General features: G+C 66.7%; 20 protein-coding genes. 16 read left to right on the forward strand and 4 right to left on the reverse strand.

From position 1 onward, the window contains the following. Positions 1-5: 5 nt before the first annotated feature. Positions 6-776 carry a DeoR/GlpR family DNA-binding transcription regulator gene (locus BMW87_RS27085; protein WP_093080140.1) on the reverse strand — a complete coding sequence of 257 codons (771 nt, stop codon included), beginning with the start codon at positions 774-776 and terminating at the stop codon, positions 6-8. A 122-nt stretch (positions 777-898) separates the two neighbouring features. Here BMW87_RS27085 and glpD point away from each other — a divergent pair, with 122 nt between their 5' ends. The 16 genes from glpD (at position 899) to BMW87_RS27165 (ending at position 16,153) form a co-directional block, all read left to right on the forward strand. Then, positions 899-2,557, forward strand: a complete 1,659-nt coding sequence (glpD, locus tag BMW87_RS27090) for a glycerol-3-phosphate dehydrogenase (RefSeq protein WP_093080143.1) — start codon at positions 899-901, stop codon at positions 2,555-2,557. Positions 2,558-2,582: 25 nt separating this feature from the next. Then, positions 2,583-3,656 carry an ABC transporter ATP-binding protein gene (locus BMW87_RS27095; protein ID WP_093080145.1) on the forward strand — a complete coding sequence of 358 codons (1,074 nt, stop codon included), beginning with the start codon at positions 2,583-2,585 and terminating at the stop codon, positions 3,654-3,656. 2 nt (positions 3,657-3,658) lie between these two features. Beyond that, positions 3,659-4,729, forward strand: a complete 1,071-nt coding sequence (locus BMW87_RS27100) for an ABC transporter ATP-binding protein (RefSeq protein WP_093080148.1) — start codon at positions 3,659-3,661, stop codon at positions 4,727-4,729. After that, positions 4,726-5,616: a carbohydrate ABC transporter permease gene (locus BMW87_RS27105; protein WP_093050786.1), complete on the forward strand. Its 891-nt coding sequence runs from the start codon at positions 4,726-4,728 to the stop codon at positions 5,614-5,616. The genes BMW87_RS27100 and BMW87_RS27105 overlap by 4 nt, the downstream gene beginning before the upstream one ends. Continuing rightward, positions 5,613-6,425 carry a carbohydrate ABC transporter permease gene (locus BMW87_RS27110; RefSeq protein WP_019656045.1) on the forward strand — a complete coding sequence of 271 codons (813 nt, stop codon included), beginning with the start codon at positions 5,613-5,615 and terminating at the stop codon, positions 6,423-6,425. Before BMW87_RS27105 ends, BMW87_RS27110 begins: the two co-directional genes overlap by 4 nt. 12 nt (positions 6,426-6,437) lie before the next feature. Beyond that, positions 6,438-6,746, forward strand: a complete 309-nt coding sequence (locus BMW87_RS27115) for a DUF2160 domain-containing protein (RefSeq protein ID WP_093050783.1) — start codon at positions 6,438-6,440, stop codon at positions 6,744-6,746. A 106-nt stretch (positions 6,747-6,852) separates the two neighbouring features. Next, positions 6,853-8,586 carry an ABC transporter substrate-binding protein gene (locus tag BMW87_RS27120; protein WP_093050780.1) on the forward strand — a complete coding sequence of 578 codons (1,734 nt, stop codon included), beginning with the start codon at positions 6,853-6,855 and terminating at the stop codon, positions 8,584-8,586. Positions 8,587-8,770: 184 nt separating this feature from the next. Next, on the forward strand, positions 8,771-9,751 hold the full coding sequence (locus BMW87_RS27125) for a hypothetical protein (RefSeq protein ID WP_093080151.1): 981 nt from the start codon (positions 8,771-8,773) through the stop codon (positions 9,749-9,751). After that, entirely contained in the window at positions 9,741-10,874 is a 1,134-nt protein-coding gene (locus BMW87_RS27130; protein WP_093080153.1) for a beta-ketoacyl-ACP synthase III, read from the forward strand. Before BMW87_RS27125 ends, BMW87_RS27130 begins: the two co-directional genes overlap by 11 nt. 2 nt (positions 10,875-10,876) lie before the next feature. Next, positions 10,877-11,272 carry a DarG family dialkylresorcinol biosynthesis protein gene (locus tag BMW87_RS27135; protein ID WP_093080156.1) on the forward strand — a complete coding sequence of 132 codons (396 nt, stop codon included), beginning with the start codon at positions 10,877-10,879 and terminating at the stop codon, positions 11,270-11,272. Next, positions 11,269-12,249, forward strand: coding sequence for a BtrH-related acyltransferase DarH (locus tag BMW87_RS27140; RefSeq protein ID WP_093080158.1), 981 nt, complete (start codon positions 11,269-11,271; stop codon positions 12,247-12,249). The genes BMW87_RS27135 and BMW87_RS27140 overlap by 4 nt, the downstream gene beginning before the upstream one ends. Beyond that, on the forward strand, positions 12,249-13,157 hold the full coding sequence (locus BMW87_RS27145; protein WP_093080161.1) for an ABC transporter ATP-binding protein: 909 nt from the start codon (positions 12,249-12,251) through the stop codon (positions 13,155-13,157). Before BMW87_RS27140 ends, BMW87_RS27145 begins: the two co-directional genes overlap by 1 nt. 5 nt (positions 13,158-13,162) lie before the next feature. Then, a complete protein-coding gene (locus BMW87_RS27150; protein ID WP_093080163.1) occupies positions 13,163-14,320 on the forward strand; it encodes an ABC transporter permease in 1,158 nt (385 codons plus the stop codon). Beyond that, positions 14,317-14,592 (forward strand): acyl carrier protein, encoded by a 276-nt coding sequence (locus tag BMW87_RS27155; protein WP_256216931.1) that lies wholly within the window; start codon positions 14,317-14,319, stop codon positions 14,590-14,592. The genes BMW87_RS27150 and BMW87_RS27155 overlap by 4 nt, the downstream gene beginning before the upstream one ends. Then, positions 14,589-15,668, forward strand: a complete 1,080-nt coding sequence (locus tag BMW87_RS27160; protein ID WP_093080166.1) for a beta-ketoacyl synthase N-terminal-like domain-containing protein — start codon at positions 14,589-14,591, stop codon at positions 15,666-15,668. Before BMW87_RS27155 ends, BMW87_RS27160 begins: the two co-directional genes overlap by 4 nt. Continuing rightward, on the forward strand, positions 15,665-16,153 hold the full coding sequence (locus BMW87_RS27165) for a hypothetical protein (RefSeq protein WP_093080168.1): 489 nt from the start codon (positions 15,665-15,667) through the stop codon (positions 16,151-16,153). Before BMW87_RS27160 ends, BMW87_RS27165 begins: the two co-directional genes overlap by 4 nt. 13 nt (positions 16,154-16,166) lie before the next feature. On the opposite strand, the gene BMW87_RS27170 is transcribed toward BMW87_RS27165, so the two are convergent. From BMW87_RS27170 to BMW87_RS27180, 3 genes are read right to left on the reverse strand one after another with little or no spacing between them, the layout of a single operon-like run. Next, on the reverse strand, positions 16,167-16,787 hold the full coding sequence (locus BMW87_RS27170) for an HD domain-containing protein (RefSeq protein ID WP_093080171.1): 621 nt from the start codon (positions 16,785-16,787) through the stop codon (positions 16,167-16,169). 5 nt (positions 16,788-16,792) lie between these two features. After that, positions 16,793-17,905, reverse strand: a complete 1,113-nt coding sequence (gene mltB / locus BMW87_RS27175; protein ID WP_093080174.1) for a lytic murein transglycosylase B — start codon at positions 17,903-17,905, stop codon at positions 16,793-16,795. A 53-nt stretch (positions 17,906-17,958) separates the two neighbouring features. Beyond that, positions 17,959-19,980 carry a transglutaminase TgpA family protein gene (locus tag BMW87_RS27180; RefSeq protein WP_093080176.1) on the reverse strand — a complete coding sequence of 674 codons (2,022 nt, stop codon included), beginning with the start codon at positions 19,978-19,980 and terminating at the stop codon, positions 17,959-17,961. Between the last annotated feature and the right edge of the window lie 12 nt (positions 19,981-19,992).

A 19,992-nucleotide genomic window follows, 5' to 3' on the forward strand; every position in this document is an offset into this window, starting at 1 on the left:
TCTTGTCAGTTCTCGCGCGCGATCTCGAGGCGCACCTGGGCGGTGTGCAGCAGGTCGGCGAATGGCGCCGGCGGCTCGGCATCGGTGAACAGCCGGTCGATCTGCGAGAGCGTGCCGAGCTGAATCATTGCCGGCCGGTTGAACTTGCTCGCATCTGCTGCGAGCCACACCTCGCGCGCCTGCGCGATGATGGTCTGCGCCACCTTCACCTCGCGCAGGTCGAAGTCGCGCAGCGACCCGTCGGCCTCGATGCTCGACACGCCGATCAGCGCGATGTCGACCTTGAACTGGCGGATGAAGTCGATGGTTGCCTCGCCCACGATGGCGCGGTCGCGTTGGCGCACCGAGCCGCCCGCCACGATCACTTCGCACGAGGTGTTGCCGCTCAGGATGGTGGCCACGTTCAGGTTGTTGGTGATCACGCGCAGGCCCGTGTGGCGCAGCAGCGACTTGGCGATGGCCTCGGTGGTGGTGCCGATGTTGAGGATCAGCGAGCAGTCGTTGGGCACCAGCTCCGCCACGCGGCGGGCGATGCGCGCCTTGCCTTCGGCGTGCAGGGTCTCGCGCTGCTGGTAGCCGATGTTTTCCGTGGTCGAGCTGGGCACGCGCACGCCGCCGTGAAAGCGCGTGAGCAGGCCTTCGTCAGCCAGCCGCTGCACGTCGCGCCGCACGGTCTGCAGGGTGACGCCGAGCATGTCGGCCAGTTGCTCGACGGTGACGGAGCCGCGCGCGCGCACGGTGTCCAGGAGGTTGATCTGGCGCGGGTTGGAGTTCACAGGGGCGTCGTGGAAAGCAGGAAGACTGCGACCGAGGGTACAGAGCGCGCCACTTTAAAGCGAAAGAAAACGAAGCCATCTAAGGGAAAACTCGTAGGAAAATCGCGCCAAAAGGAATCCAAATGAAAAGACGCGAAAATACAATGGCCGCCGTTAGTGACCAAAGTCACGCTTCAACGGACCCAATTTCTGTGAGCGATTTCTCTTCCATTTCGCCCGCGCCGGCCACCGACTGCGACGTGCTCATCGTCGGCGGCGGCATCAACGGCTGCGGCATCGCGCGCGACCTCGCGGGCCGCGGCTGGCGCGTGGTGCTGTGCGAAAAGGACGATCTCGCCTCGCACACATCGTCTTCCTCCACCAAGCTGATCCACGGCGGGCTGCGCTACCTCGAGTACTACGAGTTCTCGCTGGTGCGCAAGGCGCTGCAGGAGCGCGAGGTGCTGCTCAAGAGCGCGCCGCACATCATGTGGCCGCTGCGCTTCGTGATGCCGCACGACCCGTCGATGCGCCCGGCCTGGATGATCCGCATCGGCCTGTTCATGTATGACCACCTTGCCAAACGCGAGGTGCTGCCGGCTTCGCGCAGCGTCGATCTGCGCCGCCACGCCGCGGGCAAGCCGCTGAAGGACCGGTACAAGCGCGGCTTCATCTATTCGGACGGCTGGGTCGACGATGCGCGCCTCGTGGTGCTCAACGCGCTCGACGCGCAGGCGCGCGGCGCCGAGGTGCTGACCCGAACGCGCTGCGTGCACGCCCAGCGAGACGCCGACGGATGGACTGCCACGCTGCAAGGCGCCGACGGCAACAAGCGCACGCTGCGCGCCCGGGCGGTGGTCAATGCCGCGGGGCCGTGGGCCGAATCATTCCTGCGCGGCGTCGCGCAGTCGGCCAAGGGCGAGGCGCTGGCCACCAAGAGCCTGCGGCTCGTGAAGGGCAGCCACATCGTGGTGCCGCGCCTGTTCGAGCACGACCACGCCTACATCTTCCAGAACCCCGACAAGCGGATCATCTTCGCCATTCCCTACCAGGACGAGTTCACGCTGATCGGCACCACCGACATCGAACTCACAGGCGACGACCCTGGCGCCGCGCGCATCGCGCAGGAAGAAATCGACTACCTCTGCACCCAGGCCAGCCGCTACTTCGAGAAGCCCATCGTGCCGGCCGACGTGGTGTGGACCTACTCGGGCGTGCGCCCGTTGCTCGACGACGACTCGGGCGACCCATCGGCCGTCACGCGCGACTACATGCTCGAATCGAACACCACCGCAGCGCCGCTGCTGTCGGTGTGGGGCGGCAAGATCACCACCTTCCGCAAGCTGGCCGAGGACGCGGCCGACGAGGTGGGCAGGATGCTGGGCCAGTCGAGCGCGCAGCGCCCGGCCTGGACCGACGGCGCCTTTCTCGCGGGCGGCGACCTGTCGGCATGGATCGGCGCTGCGAAGCGGCCCGACGACGATTTCGAACGCTTCGTGTCGGCTGTGCAAACCAAATATCCGTGGCTCTACGGCCACCTGGCGCGTCGCCTCGCGCGGGGCTACGGCGCCCGCATCGCGGAGTTGCTGGGCGAAGCGAAGTCCTTTGCCGACCTGGGCGACGAAGTGGCGCCCGGCCTGTACGAGCGCGAACTGCGCTTCCTGCAGGACCGCGAATGGGCCGTGAGCGCGGAAGACGTGCTCTGGCGGCGTTCCAAGCTGGGGCTGCACTACACGCCCGAAGAGCGCGAGCAGGTCGCGCGCTGGCTGTTGCAGCAGCAGGTCCGCGTCAAAAACAACTAGACCGAACACAAGGGAAAGAGCGCCAATGCAATTGACACTGGAGCGCGTCACCAAGAAGGTGGGTGCGCAGACATGGCTCTACGAGCAGAGCATCGCGCCCAGGAGCGGCGCGGTCACCGTGCTGCTGGGCGCAACGCAGGCCGGCAAGACCAGCCTCATGCGGCTGATGGCGGGGCTCGACACGCCCACCGAAGGCAAGGTGCTGGTCGACGGCAAGGACGTGACCGGCATGCCCGTGCGCGAACGCAATGTCGCGATGGTCTACCAGCAGTTCATCAACTATCCGTCGCTCAAGGTTGCGGACAACATTGCCTCGCCGCTCAAGCTGCGCGGTGAGTCGAACATCGATGCACGCGTAAAGGCGCTGGCCGACAAGCTGCACATCGGCATGTTCCTCGACCGCTATCCGGCCGAACTCTCGGGCGGCCAGCAGCAGCGCGTGGCGCTGGCGCGCGCGCTCGCCAAGAACGCACCGCTGATGCTGCTCGACGAGCCGCTGGTCAACCTCGACTACAAGCTGCGCGAAGGCCTGCGCGAAGAGCTCACGCAACTCTTCGCCACTGGCGATTCGACCGTGATCTACGCGACCACCGAGCCCGGCGAAGCGTTGCTGCTTGGCGGCTACACGGCCGTGATGGATGCCGGCGAGCTGCTGCAGTACGGCCCGACGGCCGAAGTGTTCCACGCGCCGCAGTCGCTGCGAGTGGCACGGGCCTTCAGCGATCCGCCGATGAACCTGCTGGCCGGCACCGCGACCGCCGGCAAGGTGCAACTGGCCGGTGGTCCCGCGCTGGCTCTGGCTGTGCCTGAAAGCGTTGCAGGCGCCGTCACGGTCGGCCTGCGCGCGAGCGCACTGAACGTGGATGCGGGGCAGGGCGACATCGCCTTGCCCGGCAAGGTGGAGCTGGCCGAAATCTCGGGCTCCGACACCTTCGTGCACGTCGAGACAGCGGTGGGCGAACTGGTGGCACAGCTCACCGGTGTGCATCGCTTCGAGCTGGGCGCCTCGATCACGCTGTACTTCAGCGCGTCGCAAGCCTATGTGTTCGATGCCAGCGAAAAGCTGGCGCTGGCGCCGGCATGGCGCAAAGGAAACTAGTCATGGCACGCATCGACCTCGACCTGGCCCACGCCTATCGCCCCAACCCGACGCAGGACAGCGACTATGCGCTGCTGCCGCTGAAGATGAGCTTTCGCGACGGCGGGGCATATGCCTTGCTCGGCCCTTCGGGCTGCGGCAAGACGACCATGCTGAACATCATCTCGGGCCTGCTCGTGCCCTCGCAGGGCACGGTCACCTTCGATGGCCGCGACATGACGCGCGCCACGCCGCAGGAGCGCAACATCGCGCAGGTGTTCCAGTTCCCGGTGATCTACGACACCATGACCGTGGCCGAGAACCTCGCGTTTCCGCTGCGCAACCGCAAGGTGCCGGCCGACCAGATCAAGAAGCGCGTGGGCGAGATTGCCGAGATGCTCGACATGAGCGGGCAACTCAACCAGCGCGCCGCCGGCCTCGCGGCCGACGCCAAGCAGAAGATCTCCCTCGGGCGCGGGCTGGTGCGCAGCGACGTGTCGGCGGTGCTGTTCGACGAGCCGCTCACTGTGATCGACCCGCACCTGAAGTGGCAGCTGCGCCGCAAGCTCAAGCAGATTCACCGCGAGCTGAAGCTCACGCTCATCTACGTGACGCACGATCAGGTCGAGGCGCTCACCTTCGCCGAAGAGGTGGTGGTGATGACGCGCGGCAAGGCCGTGCAGGTGGGCAGCGCCGAAGCGTTGTTCGAGCGGCCGGCCCACACCTTCGTCGGGCATTTCATCGGCTCGCCGGGCATGAACTTCCTGTCCGCGAAGAGCGCGAACGGCACCATCGAGGTTGCGGGCACGCCATTGGTGCCCACGCGCGAGTTGCCGCAGGGGCCTCTGAAGATCGGTATCCGCCCCGAGTACCTGCGCCTGTCCAACGCGGGCGCCGCCGGTGCGGTGCCGGCCGTGGTGAAGCAGGTGCAGGACGTGGGCACGCACGTGATGCTGAGCGTGGAGGCCGACGGCAGCGTGCTGAAGGTGCGGCTGCACTCTGACGACCAGCCGCCGGCAGCGGGAGACACGGTGTGGGTGCGAGTGTTGGATACGCACACCTGCTATTACAAAGACGAGGAACTGGTGGCATGAACGCAACCAACAAACCGATCAACCAGAAGGCGTGGTGGCTGGTGCTGCCAGTGCTCATCTGCGTTGCGTTCTCGGCCATCGTGCCGCTCATGACGGTGGTCAACTACTCGGTGCAGGACATCATCTCGCCCGAGCGCCGAGTCTTCGTCGGCACCGAGTGGTTCGCCTCGGTGATGCGCGACGACGAGCTGCACGAGGCGCTATGGCGCCAGCTGGGCTTCTCGCTGTCGGTGCTGCTGGTCGAGATTCCGCTGGGCATCGGTCTGGCGCTGTCGATGCCGGCCAAGGGCTGGAAGTCTTCAGCGGTGCTGGTGGTGGTGGCGCTGTCGCTGCTGATTCCATGGAACGTGGTCGGCACCATCTGGCAGATCTATGGCCGTGCCGACATCGGCCTGCTGGGCCATGCGCTGCAGACGATGGGCATCGAATACAACTACACCGGCAGCGCCACAGACGCGTGGCTCACCGTGCTGGTGATGGATGTGTGGCACTGGACGCCGCTGGTGGCGCTGCTGTGCTACGCGGGCCTGCGCTCGATTCCCGATGCCTACTACCAGGCCGCGCGCATCGACGGCGCGAGCAAGTTCGCGGTGTTCCGCTTCATCCAGCTGCCCAAGATGCGCGGCGTGCTGATGATCGCGGTGCTGCTGCGATTCATGGACAGCTTCATGATCTACACCGAGCCCTTCGTGCTGACGGGCGGTGGGCCGGGCAACGCAACCACCTTCCTGAGCCAATACCTCACGCAGAAGGCAGTGGGGCAGTTCGACCTGGGGCCGGCCGCTGCCTTCTCGCTGATCTATTTCCTCATCATCCTGTTGTTCTGCTTTGTGCTCTACAACTGGATGCAGCGGGTCGGCACGCAGGAAGCGGAGGTGGAGAAATGAACGAGAAGAGATTTCACAAGCGCAGCATCTTCCTGGTGCTGTACATCCTGTTCGCGCTGTTGCCCATCTACTGGATGATCAACATGAGCTTCAAGACGAACGAGGAGATCCTGTCGAGCTTCTCGTTCTTTCCGCAGCAGCTCACCTGGGCCAACTACGCGCGCATCTTCACCGACGAGTCGTGGTACTCGGGCTACATCAACAGCCTGATCTACGTGGCCATCAACACGGTGATCTCGCTCACCGTGGCGCTGCCAGCGGCCTATGCGTTCTCGCGCTATTCGTTCCTGGGCGACAAGCACGTGTTCTTCTGGCTGCTGACCAACCGCATGACGCCGCCCGCGGTGTTCCTGCTGCCGTTCTTCCAGCTGTACAGCACGGTCGGCCTGATGGACACGCACCTGGGCGTGGCGCTCGCGCATCTGCTGTTCAACGTGCCGCTGGCGGTGTGGATCCTGGAAGGCTTCATGAGCGGCATTCCGCGCGAGATCGACGAGACGGCGTACATCGACGGCTACTCTTTCCCGCGCTTCTTCCTCACCATCTTCCTGCCGCTCATCAAGGCTGGCGTGGGCGTGGCGGCGTTCTTCTGCTTCATGTTCAGCTGGGTCGAGCTGCTGCTGGCGCGCACGCTCACGAGCGTGAACGCCAAGCCCATCGTGGCGACGATGACGCGCACGGTGAGCGCCTCGGGCATGGACTGGGCAACACTGGCTGCGGCTGGCGTGCTGACCATCGTGCCGGGTGCCATCGTCATCTGGTTCGTGCGCCATTACATCGCGAAGGGTTTCGCGATGGGTCGTGTTTAAGGAGGCCGAGAGATGTTCGACTGGATGGTCTGGACCACCCCGGTGGCCGTGTTCTTCATCTGCATCGCGCTCATGCTGGTCGGCATGACGGTGTGGGAATTCAAGTCGCCCACCACGCTGCGGCGCGGCTGGCTGCCGATGGCCACCACGCGCGGCGACCGGCTCTTCATCGGGCTGCTGTCGGCGGCGTACCTGAACCTGGTCTTCATCGGCCTGGCCGGCAAGTTCCAGGAGTGGTTCAGCCTGGAGGCCGAGCCTTCGATCTGGATCAGCTTCGTGCTGTCGATGGGCCTGCTTGCGCTCGTGATGCGCAAGGGCTGAGCGGGCACGGCTCTTAGCGTTCAACCAAATGCGTTCCGGCTCTCCGCCTCCCCGGAGCCGTGATCGAACACAACACCGGGGAAGCAACAACCGAGGAGACAACTTCATGAAGATGCGCTACACGGCATTGGCACTGGCAGCGGCGATGTTCGCCGCGCACGGTGCGGCAACGGCCGGCGAGGCTGAAGCCAAGAAATGGATCGACAGCGAGTTCCAGCCATCTACCTTGTCCAAGGACAAGCAGATGGAGGAAATGAAATGGTTCATCGATGCGGCCAAGAAGCTGCAGGCCAAGGGCGTGAAGGAGGTGTCCGTCGTCTCCGAAACCCTGACCACCCACGAGTACGAATCGAAGACGCTGGCCAAGGCTTTCGAGGAAATCACCGGCATCAAGGTCAAGCACGACCTGATCCAGGAAGGCGACGTGGTCGAGAAGCTGCAGACCTCGATGCAGTCGGGCAAGTCGATCTATGACGGCTGGGTGTCCGACTCCGACCTGATCGGCACGCACTACCGCTACGGCAAGATCATGTCGCTGACCGAGTACATGGGCGGCGCGGGCAAGGAGTTCACCAACCCCGGCCTCGACCTGAAGGACTTCATCGGCACCAGCTTCACCACTGCTCCCGACGGCCAGCTCTACCAGCTGCCCGACCAGCAGTTCGCCAACCTGTACTGGTTCCGCGCCGACCTGTTCGCACGCAAGGACCTGCAGGACAAGTTCAAGGCCAAGTACGGCTACAACCTGGGCGTGCCGCTCAACTGGAGCGCCTACGAAGACATCGCCGAGTTCTTCAGCGTCGACGTGAAGACCATCGACGGCAAGCCGATCTACGGCCACATGGACTACGGCAAGAAGGACCCGTCGCTGGGCTGGCGCTTCACCGATGCGTGGCTGTCGATGGCCGGCTCCGCCGACAAGGGCATTCCCAACGGCATGCCGATCGACGAATGGGGCATTCGCGTGGCCGCCGACAAGTGCACGCCCACCGGCGCCTCGGTGTCGCGTGGCGGCGCCACCAACTCGCCGGCTGCCGTGTACGCGCTCACCAAGTACATTGACTGGATGAAGAAGTACGCGCCCAAGGAAGCCATGGGCATGACCTTCGGCGAATCCGGCCCGGTGCCGGCGCAGGGCCAGATCGCCCAGCAGATCTTCTGGTACACGGCCTTCACCGCCGACATGACCAAGAAGGGCCTGCCCGTGGTGAACGACGACGGCTCGCCGAAGTGGCGCATGGCCCCCGGCCCGAACGGCCCGTACTGGAAGCAGGGCATGCAGAACGGCTACCAGGACGTGGGTTCGTGGACCTTCTTCAAGGGCCATGACGCCAACAAGACGGCAGCAGCCTGGCTCTACGCGCAGTTCATCACCGCCAAGACCACCTCGCTGAAGAAGTCGATCACCGGCCTGACCTTCATCCGCGACAGCGACATCCGCTCGGACTACTTCACGCAGAACGCCAACAAGTACGGCGGCCTGATCGAGTTCTACCGCAGCCCGGCGCGCGTGGCCTGGACCCCGACCGGCACCAACGTGCCCGACTATCCGAAGCTCGCGCAGCTCTGGTGGAAGAACGTGGCCGAGGCCGTCACGGGCGAGAAGACCCCGCAGAAGGCAATGGACAACCTGGCCGACGAGATGGACAACGTGATGGCCCGCCTCGAGCGCGCCGGCATGGCCCATTGCGCGCCCAAGCTCAACCCCAAGGGCGACCCGGCCAAGTACCTGAGCGACGACCACGCCCCGTGGAAGAAGCTGGCCAACGAGAAGCCGAAGGGCGAGACCATCGACTACAACAAGCTGCTGACCGCCTGGAAGGAAGGCAAGGTGCGCTGAGCTTCCCTCGCGCACCACGACAGGGGCCGTGCCGCAAGGTGCGGCCCTTTTTTCTTGTTCTTTTTCCGTATCGCCGGCCATTTGACCGATGCGACCGTCTGATTGCCGCGACGCCATGACCATTGGCAGATGCGCTCGCTACAGGCATCGCGTACATTCGACGGCCCCCGAAACGCCACCGCCAGTGACTTCCAGCCCCTCCAGCCCCCCTCGAAGCGTCAAGCGCGTCCTCGTTCTTCGCTATTCGCAATCCGGCCAGCTCGACGAGGTTGCAGACCGGATCGTGGCGCCGCTGCGCGCCGACCCGTCGATCGAGGTGCACGAGGAAACGCTGCGCCCACTTGCGCCGTATCCCTTTCCCTGGCCCTTCCTGAGCTTCTTCGACGCTTTCCCGGAGTCGGCCCACATGAAGCCGCAGCCGCTGGCGCCGCTGTCGCTCACGGGCCAGGAAGACTTCGACCTCGTCATCCTGCCGTACCAGGTGTGGTTCCTGGCGCCTTCACAGCCCGTGGCGGCCTTCTTGAAGCACCCGGCGGCGGCGCGGCTGCTCAAGGGCAAGCCGGTGGTCACGGTCATCGCCTGCCGCAACATGTGGCTTCTGGCCCACGAAAAACTCAAGGGCATGCTCGACGACGTGGGCGCGAGGCTGATCGACAACGTGGTGCTGACCGACCCCGGCCCCACGCTCGCCACCTTCTTCACCACGCCGGCCTGGCTGATCTGGGGCCGCAAGCGCGGCTTCTGGGGCATGCCCGATGCGGGACTCAGTACCGAACAGATCGAAGGTACAGGCCGCTTCGGCCGTGCCCTGCGCGATGCCCTGCACAACGACCTGGAGCGCGGCACGCAGCCGCTGCTGGCCGGCCTCGGGGCGGTGCAGGCCAATGCCAGGCTGCTCATCAGCGAGAAGGCTGGCACGCGCAGCTTCTACCTCTGGGGCAAGCTGATCATGGCCGCCGGCGGGCCCGGCGCGTGGCAGCGCAAGCCGCTGCTGCTGCTGTACGTGCTGTTTCTGCTGGTACTGATCATTACGGTGGTGCCCGTGAGCCTGAGCCTGCAGGCACTCTTGCGACCTTTGTTCAGAGGGTGGCTGACTAAAATGACAGCCCAATTCGAGTGCCCGTCGGGCTCTGCCACGGACCGCACCCCCCTCTATGACGACTGATGTCTTCCTGACCCGCACCGCCGCCTTTCTGCCCTTTTCCCCGGTCAGCAATGAAGACATCGAAGACGTCCTCGGTCGCATCGGCGGCAAGGCGTCTCGCGCGCGGCGGCTGATTCTGCGCAGCAACGGCATCCAGTCGCGCCACTACGCCATCGACCGCGCCACGGGCGAACTGGCGATGACCAACGCCCAGCTCACCGCATCCGCGATCCGCGCGCTTGGCGACGTGGGGCCGGTCGACTGCCTCGTCACCGGCACTTCGCTGCCCGACCAGCTCATGCCCAACCACGCGGTGATGGTGCACGGCGAACTCGGCTGGCCGCGGCTCGAAGTGGTGGCCTGTGCGGGCATCTGCCTTGCTGGTGCCACCGCGTTGAAGCATGCGTGGCTCTCGGTGCGCGCGGGCGATGCCCGGCGCGCGGTGGCCACGGGTTCCGAGCTGGCCTCGGCCGTGATGCGCGGCTCGCGCTTCGAGGCTGAGCTCGAGCACAAGCTCGAAGCATTGGAGGCGCGGCCCGAACTGGCCTTCGAGAAAGACTTTCTGCGCTGGATGCTGTCCGACGGCGCGGGTGCAGTGCTGCTGGAGCGCGAGCCGCGCGGGCCGCTGTCGCTGCGCATCGACTGGATCGACCTGTCGTCCGCCGCGCACGAACTGCCGGTGTGCATGTACGCTGGTGCCGAGAAGAATGCCGAAGGCGGCCTCGACGGTTGGGGGCGCAAGTCGCCTGAAGACTGGCGGCGCGAGTCGACCTTCGCCGTCAAGCAGGACGTGCGCCTGCTCAACGACAACATCGTGCGCGCCACGCTGGGAGAGCCGCTGGCGGCCATCATCGAGCGGCGCGGGCTGAAGACGGCGGACATCGACTGGTTCCTGCCGCACCTGTCGTCGCAGTACTTCGTCGAGCCGGTGAGCCAGTGCCTCGAATCGCTGGGCCTGCCGATTCCGCGCGAGCGCTGGTTCAGCAATCTTGCGAGCAAGGGCAATACGGGTTCGGCGTCGCCTTACATCATGCTCGACGAGCTGTTCCGCTCGGGCCGCATCAAGCCCGGCCAGAAGCTGCTGATGTTCGTGCCCGAAAGTGGCCGCTTCTCCAGCGGCTTCATCTACATGGAAGCGGTGTAGCCATGGATCTCGACGCGGTACCGCAGGAGGGCAATGCGACCCTCGACGGCCACTCCAAGCTGATGTACGCCCGCGATGCGCAGGGCCGCGTCGTCACCACCACTTCGCGCGGCTGGGAGGCGGAAGAGATCGTCACCAGCCATGCGGTCGACGTGCTCGTCGAGCAGGCGCAGGCCGCGAAGGAGCGCGTGAAAGCGGGGCAGGCTTCGCCGCTCGAATACTGGATGTACGAGCGCCGCATGGACGTGGCGCTGCTCTCGCAGACCAGCGGCTTCTGGCAGTGGCGCGTGCGGCGCCACCTGCAGCCGCGCCATTTCGCCGCGCTGTCATCGGCCCAACTCGCACGCTACAGCGAAGCGCTAGGCCTGCCCGTTTCCACCTTGCAAGGCCTGCCGTGAACTTTCAACACCAACAGGCGGCGCATTGCGAAAGCGGCGTCATCTCCAGCCTGATGCGCCACCACGGCGCGCCGATGAGCGAGAGCATGGCGCTGGGCCTGTCGTCCGCGATTTCGTTCGCGTACCTGCCCTTCATCAAGCTGTCGGGCCTGCCGCTGATCTCGTACCGCATGCCGCCCAAGGCCATCATCAAGGGCCTGCTGGCGCCGATGGCCGCGCGCTTCCGCTTCGAGACCTTCCGCAGCGCCGAGGCAGGGCAGCAGAGGCTCGACGCGCTGCTGGCCGATGGCCAACTGGTGGGGCTGCAAACGTCGGTGTACTGGCTGCCGTACTTTCCGCCGAACATGCGCTTTCACTTCAATGCGCACAACCTGCTGGTGTACGGCAAGGACGGCGACGACTACCTGATCAGCGACCCGGTGTTCGAGGAGCCCGTGCGTTGCGCGAGCAGCGACCTGGCACGTGCCCGCTTCGCCAAGGGCGTGCTGGCCCCGAAGGGACTCATGTACTACCCGCAGGCCATCGACCGCAAGGTCGTCGATGCGGCCTCGGTGGTCAAGGCCATCCGCAAGACAGTGCGCAACATGCTCGCGCCCATTCCCATCGTCGGTGTGCGCGGCATGCACACGCTGGCCAAGCGCATGCAGAAGCTGTCGCCGGCCGATCCGCGCAGCGTCGACTTCATCGGCCACGTGGTGCGCATGCAGGAAGAAATCGGCACGGGCGGGGCGGGCTTCCGCTTCATCTACGCGGGCTTTCTGCAGGAGGCGGCCCAGTTGCTCGACAAGCCGCAGCTGCAGCAGATGTCGGAGCGGCTCATCGCCATCGGCGACGGCTGGCGTGCGTTCGCGCTCAAGGCCGCGCGCATGGTGAAGGGGCGTGAGGCGGTCGACCCGGCTGCGCTGGCTGCGAAGCTGCGGGAGCAGGCGCAGCAGGAGGAAAGCTTCTTTCGCGACCTGAAGGCAGCTGTCGCCTGATGTTAGAGCTGCGCCAGCTCAGCTACCGCTACCCGCATGCCGACGCGCCCGCGCTGGCCGACGTATCGCTCGCGGTGCCAAGGGGCTGCGTACTGGGTTTGCTGGGACCGAACGGCGCAGGCAAGACCACGCTGATCTCGCATCTGTCGGGCGCGCTTGCCGTGCAGTCGGGCGAGATCCGAATCGATGGCCAGCCGCTGCAGCAGGTGCGTGCGAAGACACCTACGCGCATTGCCGTGGCGCCACAGGAGCAGGCCTTCTATCCGATGCTGACCGTGGCCGAGAACCTTGCCTGCTTTGCCGCGGCTGGAGGCCTGTCGGGTGCGCGCAAGAAGGAGCGCATCGCGGCCTGTACGCAGTTTGCGCAGCTGGAGCAGTTCGCGGGCGTGCGCGCCGAGCGGCTGTCGGGCGGACTCAAGCGCCGGCTCAACCTGGCCATTGCCCTGCTGCCCGAACCCGAGCTGATGCTGTTCGACGAGCCCACCGTGGGCGTCGATCCGCAATCGCGCGCCTTCATCCTCGACGCCATCAAGAGCCTCGCGCAGCAGGGCGCGGCGGTGATCTACGCCTCGCACTACATGGAAGAGATCGAGGCGATCGCTGACCGTGTCGCCATCCTCGACCGCGGCCATGTGCTGCGCGAAGGCTCGCTCGACGAACTGCTGTCGAAGAACGCGATGCTGCTCACGCTGGCTGCTGACGGGCTAGATGCCGACATGCTCTCGCGCTTCGGCACGGTGGAGCAGGGGGGAGTGCACTGGCGCATTCACCTGAACGCCGGCAGCGGCCCGGGGCCTGTGCTGGCCGCGCTCGAAGCTGCGGGCATCGAAGCGCGCCATGCCGAATTCGGCCGCCATGACCTCGAGCAGCTGTTCATGGCGCTCACCCATCGCTCGCTGCGCGACTGACCCCCATGCTCCTCGCGCTCATCAAGAAAGAACTGCTCGCCCTCGTGCGCGACATGCATGGCCTTGCCGCGCTGTTCCTGATGCCGATGGTCTTCATTGTGCTGATGTCGCTCACGCTGAAGGACATCTATCGCCCGCCACTGGCCGAGCTGACTTATGCCATCGACATGCGCGACACGGCCACGCCGGCCAAATGGCTGCAGCAGCTCTGGCAGCGCAGCCACGGTGCACCGCAGCCGCTGGGCAGCGACTGGCAGGCGCGGCTGCGCAACGGCTCGCTCAAGTACGTGATCGTGATGGAGCCGGGCCTGTCTGAAGAACTGGAATCTGCCGCGCTGTCGACGCAGGCGCGCATCCATCTGCTGACCGAGCCGGGCATCGACGCCAACCTGTTCAACGCGCTGCGTGCCGAACTCATCGGTGCATCGGGCGAGCTCAAGGCGCGCCTCGCGCTGGCGGTGCCCGGCACAGCCAGCCCTGCGCCAGAGGCCTCCATCGAGGCGATGGTGCGTGCCGAGCGCTTCTCCACCGCCGGCCCGCGGCCGACCTCGGTGCAGCAGAACGTGCCGGCATGGCTGGTGTTCGGCATGTTCTTCGTGGTGGCCTCGCTCTCCAGCCTGTTCGTGCAGGAGCGCAGTTCGGGCGCTCTCGGCCGGCTGCAGAGCCTGGGCGTGTCGCGCACCATGCTGCTCGCGTCGAAGGCGTTGCCGTACCTGGGCGTGAACGCGCTGCAGGCCGTGCTGATGCTTGCGGCCGGCATCTGGTTCATGCCGCTGATCGGCGGTGATGCACTGTCGCTCGCGGGCATCCATTGGGGGGCGCTGCTGCTGTCGCTGGCGGCGGTGAGCCTGGCGGCGGTGAGCCTGTCGCTCGCACTGGCTTGCCTGGTGCGCAGCCATGCGCAGGCCGCCACCATCGGGCCGATGGTCAATGTGCTGATGGCGGCGGCGGGCGGCATCATGGTGCCCAAGTTCGTCATGCCGGGCTTCATGCAGCGGCTGGTCGAGATCTCTCCGATGAACTGGGGGCTCGAGGCGCTGCTGACCGTGCTGCTGCGCGGCGGCGGCGTGGCCGATGCCCTGCCGCAGATCGGCCGGCTGGTCGTGTTCGCGGCGCTGATGTTTCTTCTGGCCGTTTTCCTGTTTCGCAGGCGCGCACCGTGAGCACCACCGTCACCCCTGAATTCATTGCCAGCCTCAAGGCGATGGTGCTCGAAGCCGTCGAGAAAGAAGCGCCCCCGGGCGGCCTCGGCGACGACGAGCCGCTGTTCGGCCCCGAGGCCCGGCTCGACCTCGATTCGCTCGACGCCCTGCAGGTGTCGATGACGATCCAGCAGCGCTTTGGCGTGCGCATGCCCGACAGCAAGGAAACGCGCCGGGCGATGACTTCCATCGCCCATCTCGCGGAGCATCTGGCGCAAGCGGGCAAGGCATGAACGATGTCTACCTGGCCGGCATGGGCCTGGCCTGTGTGCTGGGTGACGACATGCCGTCCGTGCTGGCCTCATTGCGACATGGTGGCGTGCCCCCGACGCCGGTGGCCGTGGCGGACGGAATCAGCTGGCCGGTCTACGCGCTGGCGTCGAGAAAAGGCGACTGGACGCAGCGCCTGTGCAGCACCGTGCGCAGCGTGGTTGCGCAGACTGACAAGACCGGTGATTTGGGACCACGCACCGCGCCGCTGTTCGTGGCCTCGTCGTCGCTCGACATCGGCTTCATGGAATACGAGAAACAGGATCTGCGGCTAGGCGGTGATCTGCAGGACTTTGCCGGTGTCGTGGCCCGCGCGCTGGACTGGCAGGGGCCGGTGTTCACCGTCTCGACCGCCTGTACCTCGGCGCTGAACGCCGTGCTGGCCGCCGCCGACCTGATCCGAAGCGCGGAGGCCGACGAAGCGCTGGTGATCGGCGTCGAGATGGACAACCGCTTCACCGTGGCCGGCTTCGGCGCGATGCAACTGCTGGCGCCAGACAGCGCGCAGCCCTTCGGTGCGCAGCGCAAGGGGCTGGTGCTCGGCGAAGCGGTGGCTGCATTGCGCCTGACATCGCAGCCCGCGCGATGGCAGATCACGGGTGGCGCCAATGTGGTCGATGGGCGCAACCCCTCTGGCACCGAAGCCTCGGCCGTGCTCGCGATGTGTCGCGGCGCGCTGACGCAGAGCGGCCTGCAGCCCGGCGACATTGACCTGATCAAGGTGCAGGCGGCTGGCAGCCCCGTCAACGACGCCATCGAGGTGGAAGCGCTGAAGCAGGTGTTCGATCCGCTGCCGCCGCTGGTGTCGCTCAAGTCGGCGATCGGCCACACGCTGGGCGCGGCGGGGGCTGCGGAATTGGCCCTGCTGGTTGGCTGCATCGAAGGTGGCGTCTGGCCCACCGTGGACTATCCGCTCGACGCCTCGCTCGGCATTGCGCTGAGCGAGCGGGCGCCGCAGAGGCTGCGCAACATCCTGCTCAACGTGGTCGGCTTCGGCGGCGGGCATGCCTCGCTGGTGTTGAAGGATGTCGGCTCATGAGCACCTGGCGCACCGCAGCTCATTTCGTCGCGCATCCGCCGCCCGCCGACTGGCGCGACGACCTGGCCCGCCGCATCGGCCGCCGGCCGCGCCGCGTCGGCCTGTGGACCGAACTGGCGATGTACGGCGCGCGCTGCTGCCTAGACGCCGCTGGCGAGGCAGCGCTGCCGGCCGGCGCGCGCATCCGCGTTGCGAGCATGCGTGGCGCATGGGGCGCCACGCACGCAGGCCTGACCCAGCTCGATGCGGGCCTGCCGATGCCCTTCACCTTCATGCAGAGTCAGCCTGCGCTGATGCTGGCCGAAGTCGGCCGGTGCCTTGAATGGCAGGGCGATGCCAGCTTCGCGCTGTGCCGCGATGCGGCGCGCGCGCTGCAGCTGGCGAAGATGGGTGCGTCGCGTGATGGACTGCTGTTCGGCATCGTTGAAGAGGAGCGCAACGGCGAACTGCCGCGCTCCGAGTGGTGGCGGCTGATGCCCGACTGACGGGCAAGGCCAGTCAGCCGGCGATGGAGCGTTGCAGGTTGGCGCGCGCCTGTGCTTCGAGCTGCGCGTGCATCCGCGGCGTGGCGTAGATGGCCTGGCGGTCGAGAAAGCGCTGAAGGATCGCGCGGCGGCGCGGCAGGCGCACTTCATCCGGAACGAAGGCGTACTCGGCATGCACCTGGCGCTCGTACTCGTCGAAGCGCGTGCGTTCGGCGCCGAGGATCGACAGGTCGATGTCGATCAGCAGTTCGGCATCGCGGCCTTCGGGCACCGCGTCGTGGCGCGTGGCCATGACGAGCGCGTGAACCCGTTCGGCTGCTGCTTCGTCCACGCCGGCTTCAAGCAGGGCCTGGCGCGCCCAGTCTGCGCTGCGAGCTTCGTTGTCGTGGGCGTGCACGTCGTAGACCGCGTCATGGAACCACAGCGCAAGCGCCACTTCGCCAGGGCGCTCGGCCGATGTCTTTTCGCGCTCGAACCATGCGAGGCATTCGCCCAGGTGCTGCATCGTGTGGTAGTGGCGCTGCGGCTCGCCGTAGCGGCGCTGCAGCTCGGTGCACAGCGCATCGCCGGGCGATTCGACGCCCAGCGCACGCCATGCGTCGGTCCAGTTCGCGTGCAGCGCCTCGGGTGTCATGGTGCCTATTGCTCCATCGCCGCCTTGACCTCTTGCCCGAGGTCGAGCACGGACATGGCGTAGTAGCTGCTCCAGTTGTAGCGCGTGATCACGTAGAAGTTGCGCGTGCCCGCCACGTAGGTCGGCGGTGCGTCGGCACCGTTCTGCAGCTCGATCAATGCGAGCAGGCCCTTGTGCTTGATGCCTTCACCCTCGGGCACCGCACCGGCGGCCACGAAGCTGTCGGCGCTGAAGGTCGGCAGGATGTCGGGCGCCAGCAGCAGCGCCTTCTGCAGCCGCGCTTCCTCGAAATGCACCGGGTAGATGGCCGGCATGCCGGGTGTCCAGCCGAAGGACTTGAAGTAGTTGGCGACCGAGCCGATCACGTCGGCGGGGTTGTTGACGAGGTCGATGCGGCTGTCGCCGTCGAAGTCGACCGCGTACTTGGCCATGCTGCTGGGCATGAACTGCGGCATGCCCATGGCGCCGGCATAGCTGCCCAGGGGCGTGAGCGGATCGTCGGCGGTGCGGCTCTCGGTGCTCAGGAAGCTTTCGAGTTCGCCGCGGAAGAATGCCTGGCGCTCGGCCGCGCGTGGGTGGCGGTCGGGGAAGTCGAATGAGAGCGTGGCCAGCGCGTCGATCACGCGGAAGTTGCCCATGTTGCGGCCGTAGATGGTTTCCACGCCGATGATGCCGACGATGATTTCAGGCGGCACGCCGTACACCTGCTCGGCGCGCACCAGCGTGTCGGCGTTGGCGCGCCAGAAGCGCACGCCGGCCGCGATGCGCACCGGGTCGATGAAGCGGCTGCGATACGTTTGCCAGTTCTTCACGGTGCCGACCGGGCCCGGCAGCATCAGGCGCGGCACGTTGGGCAGGAAACGCGCGCTGCCGATGGTGGCGCGCACCCAGTCGCGGTCGAGTCCTCGGCGCTCGGCCACGTCGTCGGCGAATTGCATCGCGTCGTCGCGCGTGGCGTAGGGCGTGCTGCCGCGCACCGGGTTGGCGGCTGTATTCCGGCCATTGGAAGGGCCGTTGGAAGATTTCTGGGCCATGGCCCCCGTGGACCAGGCGCAGCATGCGGCGAGAAGAGCGGCTGCCGCAGCGGCGCGAGAAGGCGTAGGGAGAAAAAATCGCATCGGCCGATTGTGCCGTCCGCCCGCGCCGCCCCTCTTCAGGGACACATGTGGTTTCAGCCGCGTGCGTTGGCGCTGGGCCAGGCGAGGTGGCGGAACTCCGAGCGCAGGGTGGAGAGCGAGTCTGGCGTGGCCGGCGCGTAGCGCTGCGCTTCGAGTTTCAGCAGCCAGTCGCGCACGGCCTGCGCGGCAGGGCCGAAACGCGCGTCGGCTGCCTGCGCCATCTGGCGGGGCGGGGCGGTGTCGGGCAGTTGCAGGCCGGCCTTGGCGAGGCGCGCGCGCGCCTGGCCCAGCAGGCGCAGCCACGGATCGTGCCGGCTGCGCTCCCACAGCGTCCAGGCGGCACCGGCCAGGCTCGCGCCCACCAGCAGGTAGAGCAGCACGTAGGCCAGGTCTTCGAGGCTCGGCGCTTCGAAGCCGATGTTCTTCAGCAGGTTGAGCTGGCGGCTCTGCGTGTAGTTGAGCACCCACTGGTTCCAGCCGTTGTTCACGGCCTCCCAGGCGGCGCGGATGTTCTGGGCGAGCGTGGGGCTCATCGAGCTGATGGCGCCCGCGAACAGGCCCGGTTGCGGCACGAGCCGTTGCGTCTGGCCGATGCGCCCCGGGGCGACGGAGCCTGTCGGGTCCACGCGCGTCCAGCCGGTGCCTTCCTGCCAGATCTCGGCCCACGCGTGGGCATCGCTTTGTCGCACGATCCAGTAGTTGTCTACGCTGTTGAGTTCTCCGCCCTGATAGCCCGTCACGATGCGTGCCGGAATGCCGAGGTTGCGCATCAGCACCACGAAGGCCGAGGCGATGTGCTCGCAGAAGCCCTCCTTGCGGTCGAACCAGAACTCGTCGGCGGTGTTGTCGCCGTAGACGCCCGGCTCCAGCGTGTAGGTGTAGCCGCCGGTGCGAAGGCGCCGCAGGGCGGCCTGCACGAATGCCTGTGCATTGGCGTTGGCCAGCGCGGGATCGGCGCGCATCTCGGCGGCGAGGGCGGCGGTGCGCGGGTTGGTGCCAGGCGGCAGCGCCAGGTAGGCCTGGAGCTGGCCGCCCGTACGCTTCACCGGGCCGCTCTGGAACTGCGTGTAGCTCTCGGCGCGGTAGCGCACCAGATCGGTGACGGGGCGGCTAGCGAACCATTGCAGGTCGGGCGTGCCGGTGACTTCGAATCCGGCCGCCTCGGGAGGGCGCTGCGAGGCGTCGAGGGTCAGCAGCCAGGGGCGGTTGTTGGCTTCGAGCGTGATTTCGTAGCGCACGGGCTCGCCGCTCACGCGCAGGTTGGCGGACCACTGCGCGCCGCGCGCCCATGACGGGAGCGCGGTCCACTCACGGCCGTCGAACTGCGCCAGCACCGGCCCGCGAAAGTAGAGCTGGCTTTGCGGCGGCGCGCGGTCGCCATCGAACTTGATGCGCGCGGCGATGCTGTCGTCAAGCGCCAGTTCGGCGATGGTGCCCACGCGCATGGTGTTCGACAGGCCCGTGCGGCCCGCCATGGCGTCGCTGGGCGTACCCCACAGCGGTGCGAAGCGCGGGAACAGCAGGAACAGCGCGAGCATGATCGGTGCGCCCGCAAGCGCCATCCATCCCGCGGTGCGCGCGGCCTGCATCAGCGGAGGCCGGCCCACGGGCATGTGCGCGTTGACCAGTGCCGTCAGCAGGCCCAGCAGCGCCAGCAGCATGGTGAAGGCGGTCAGCAGCGATTGCGAATAGAAGAAGTTCGTGAGCATCGTGAAGAAGCCCAGGAAGAAGACGACGAAGGCGTCTCGCCGCGCGCGCAGTTCCAGCGTCTTGAGTGCGAGCAGGCTGACGATCAACGTGACGCCCGCGTCCCGGCCCAGCAGCGTGCGGTGGGTGGCGTAGGTGGCGCCGATCGTCAGTATCAGCAGCGCAAGGCGCCACCACTTGCTGGGAAGGGGGCGTGCCTGCACGGCCAGCGAGGCGCGCCAGAGCAGCACCATTGCCGTGATGGCCGTGCACCACCAGGGCAGGTTCTCGACCTGCGGCAAGAGGATCAGGCCGATGACGCAGAGAAGGAAAAGGGTGTCCCTCGCGTCGCGGGGAAGCGAGGCGAGTTCGCGTGTAACTCTGTTCATTTGACGGTCTCG

It is taken from the genome of Variovorax sp. OV084, from assembly GCF_900111625.1.
GTDB lineage: Bacteria > Pseudomonadota > Gammaproteobacteria > Burkholderiales > Burkholderiaceae_C > Variovorax.

Coding starts and splice junctions, on each gene's coding strand:
- glpD (WP_093080143.1), top strand. CDS start 899: ATGAAAAGACGCGAAAATACAATGGCCGCCGTTAGTGACCAAAGTCAC.
- BMW87_RS27095 (WP_093080145.1), top strand. CDS start 2,583: ATGCAATTGACACTGGAGCGCGTCACCAAGAAGGTGGGTGCGCAGACA.
- BMW87_RS27100 (WP_093080148.1), top strand. CDS start 3,659: ATGGCACGCATCGACCTCGACCTGGCCCACGCCTATCGCCCCAACCCG.
- BMW87_RS27105 (WP_093050786.1), top strand. CDS start 4,726: ATGAACGCAACCAACAAACCGATCAACCAGAAGGCGTGGTGGCTGGTG.
- BMW87_RS27110 (WP_019656045.1), top strand. CDS start 5,613: ATGAACGAGAAGAGATTTCACAAGCGCAGCATCTTCCTGGTGCTGTAC.
- BMW87_RS27115 (WP_093050783.1), top strand. CDS start 6,438: ATGTTCGACTGGATGGTCTGGACCACCCCGGTGGCCGTGTTCTTCATC.
- BMW87_RS27120 (WP_093050780.1), top strand. CDS start 6,853: ATGAAGATGCGCTACACGGCATTGGCACTGGCAGCGGCGATGTTCGCC.
- BMW87_RS27130 (WP_093080153.1), top strand. CDS start 9,741: ATGACGACTGATGTCTTCCTGACCCGCACCGCCGCCTTTCTGCCCTTT.
- BMW87_RS27135 (WP_093080156.1), top strand. CDS start 10,877: ATGGATCTCGACGCGGTACCGCAGGAGGGCAATGCGACCCTCGACGGC.
- BMW87_RS27145 (WP_093080161.1), top strand. CDS start 12,249: ATGTTAGAGCTGCGCCAGCTCAGCTACCGCTACCCGCATGCCGACGCG.
- BMW87_RS27150 (WP_093080163.1), top strand. CDS start 13,163: ATGCTCCTCGCGCTCATCAAGAAAGAACTGCTCGCCCTCGTGCGCGAC.
- BMW87_RS27160 (WP_093080166.1), top strand. CDS start 14,589: ATGAACGATGTCTACCTGGCCGGCATGGGCCTGGCCTGTGTGCTGGGT.
- BMW87_RS27165 (WP_093080168.1), top strand. CDS start 15,665: ATGAGCACCTGGCGCACCGCAGCTCATTTCGTCGCGCATCCGCCGCCC.
- BMW87_RS27170 (WP_093080171.1), bottom strand. CDS start 16,787: ATGACACCCGAGGCGCTGCACGCGAACTGGACCGACGCATGGCGTGCG.
- mltB (WP_093080174.1), bottom strand. CDS start 17,905: ATGCGATTTTTTCTCCCTACGCCTTCTCGCGCCGCTGCGGCAGCCGCT.
- BMW87_RS27180 (WP_093080176.1), bottom strand. CDS start 19,980: ATGAACAGAGTTACACGCGAACTCGCCTCGCTTCCCCGCGACGCGAGG.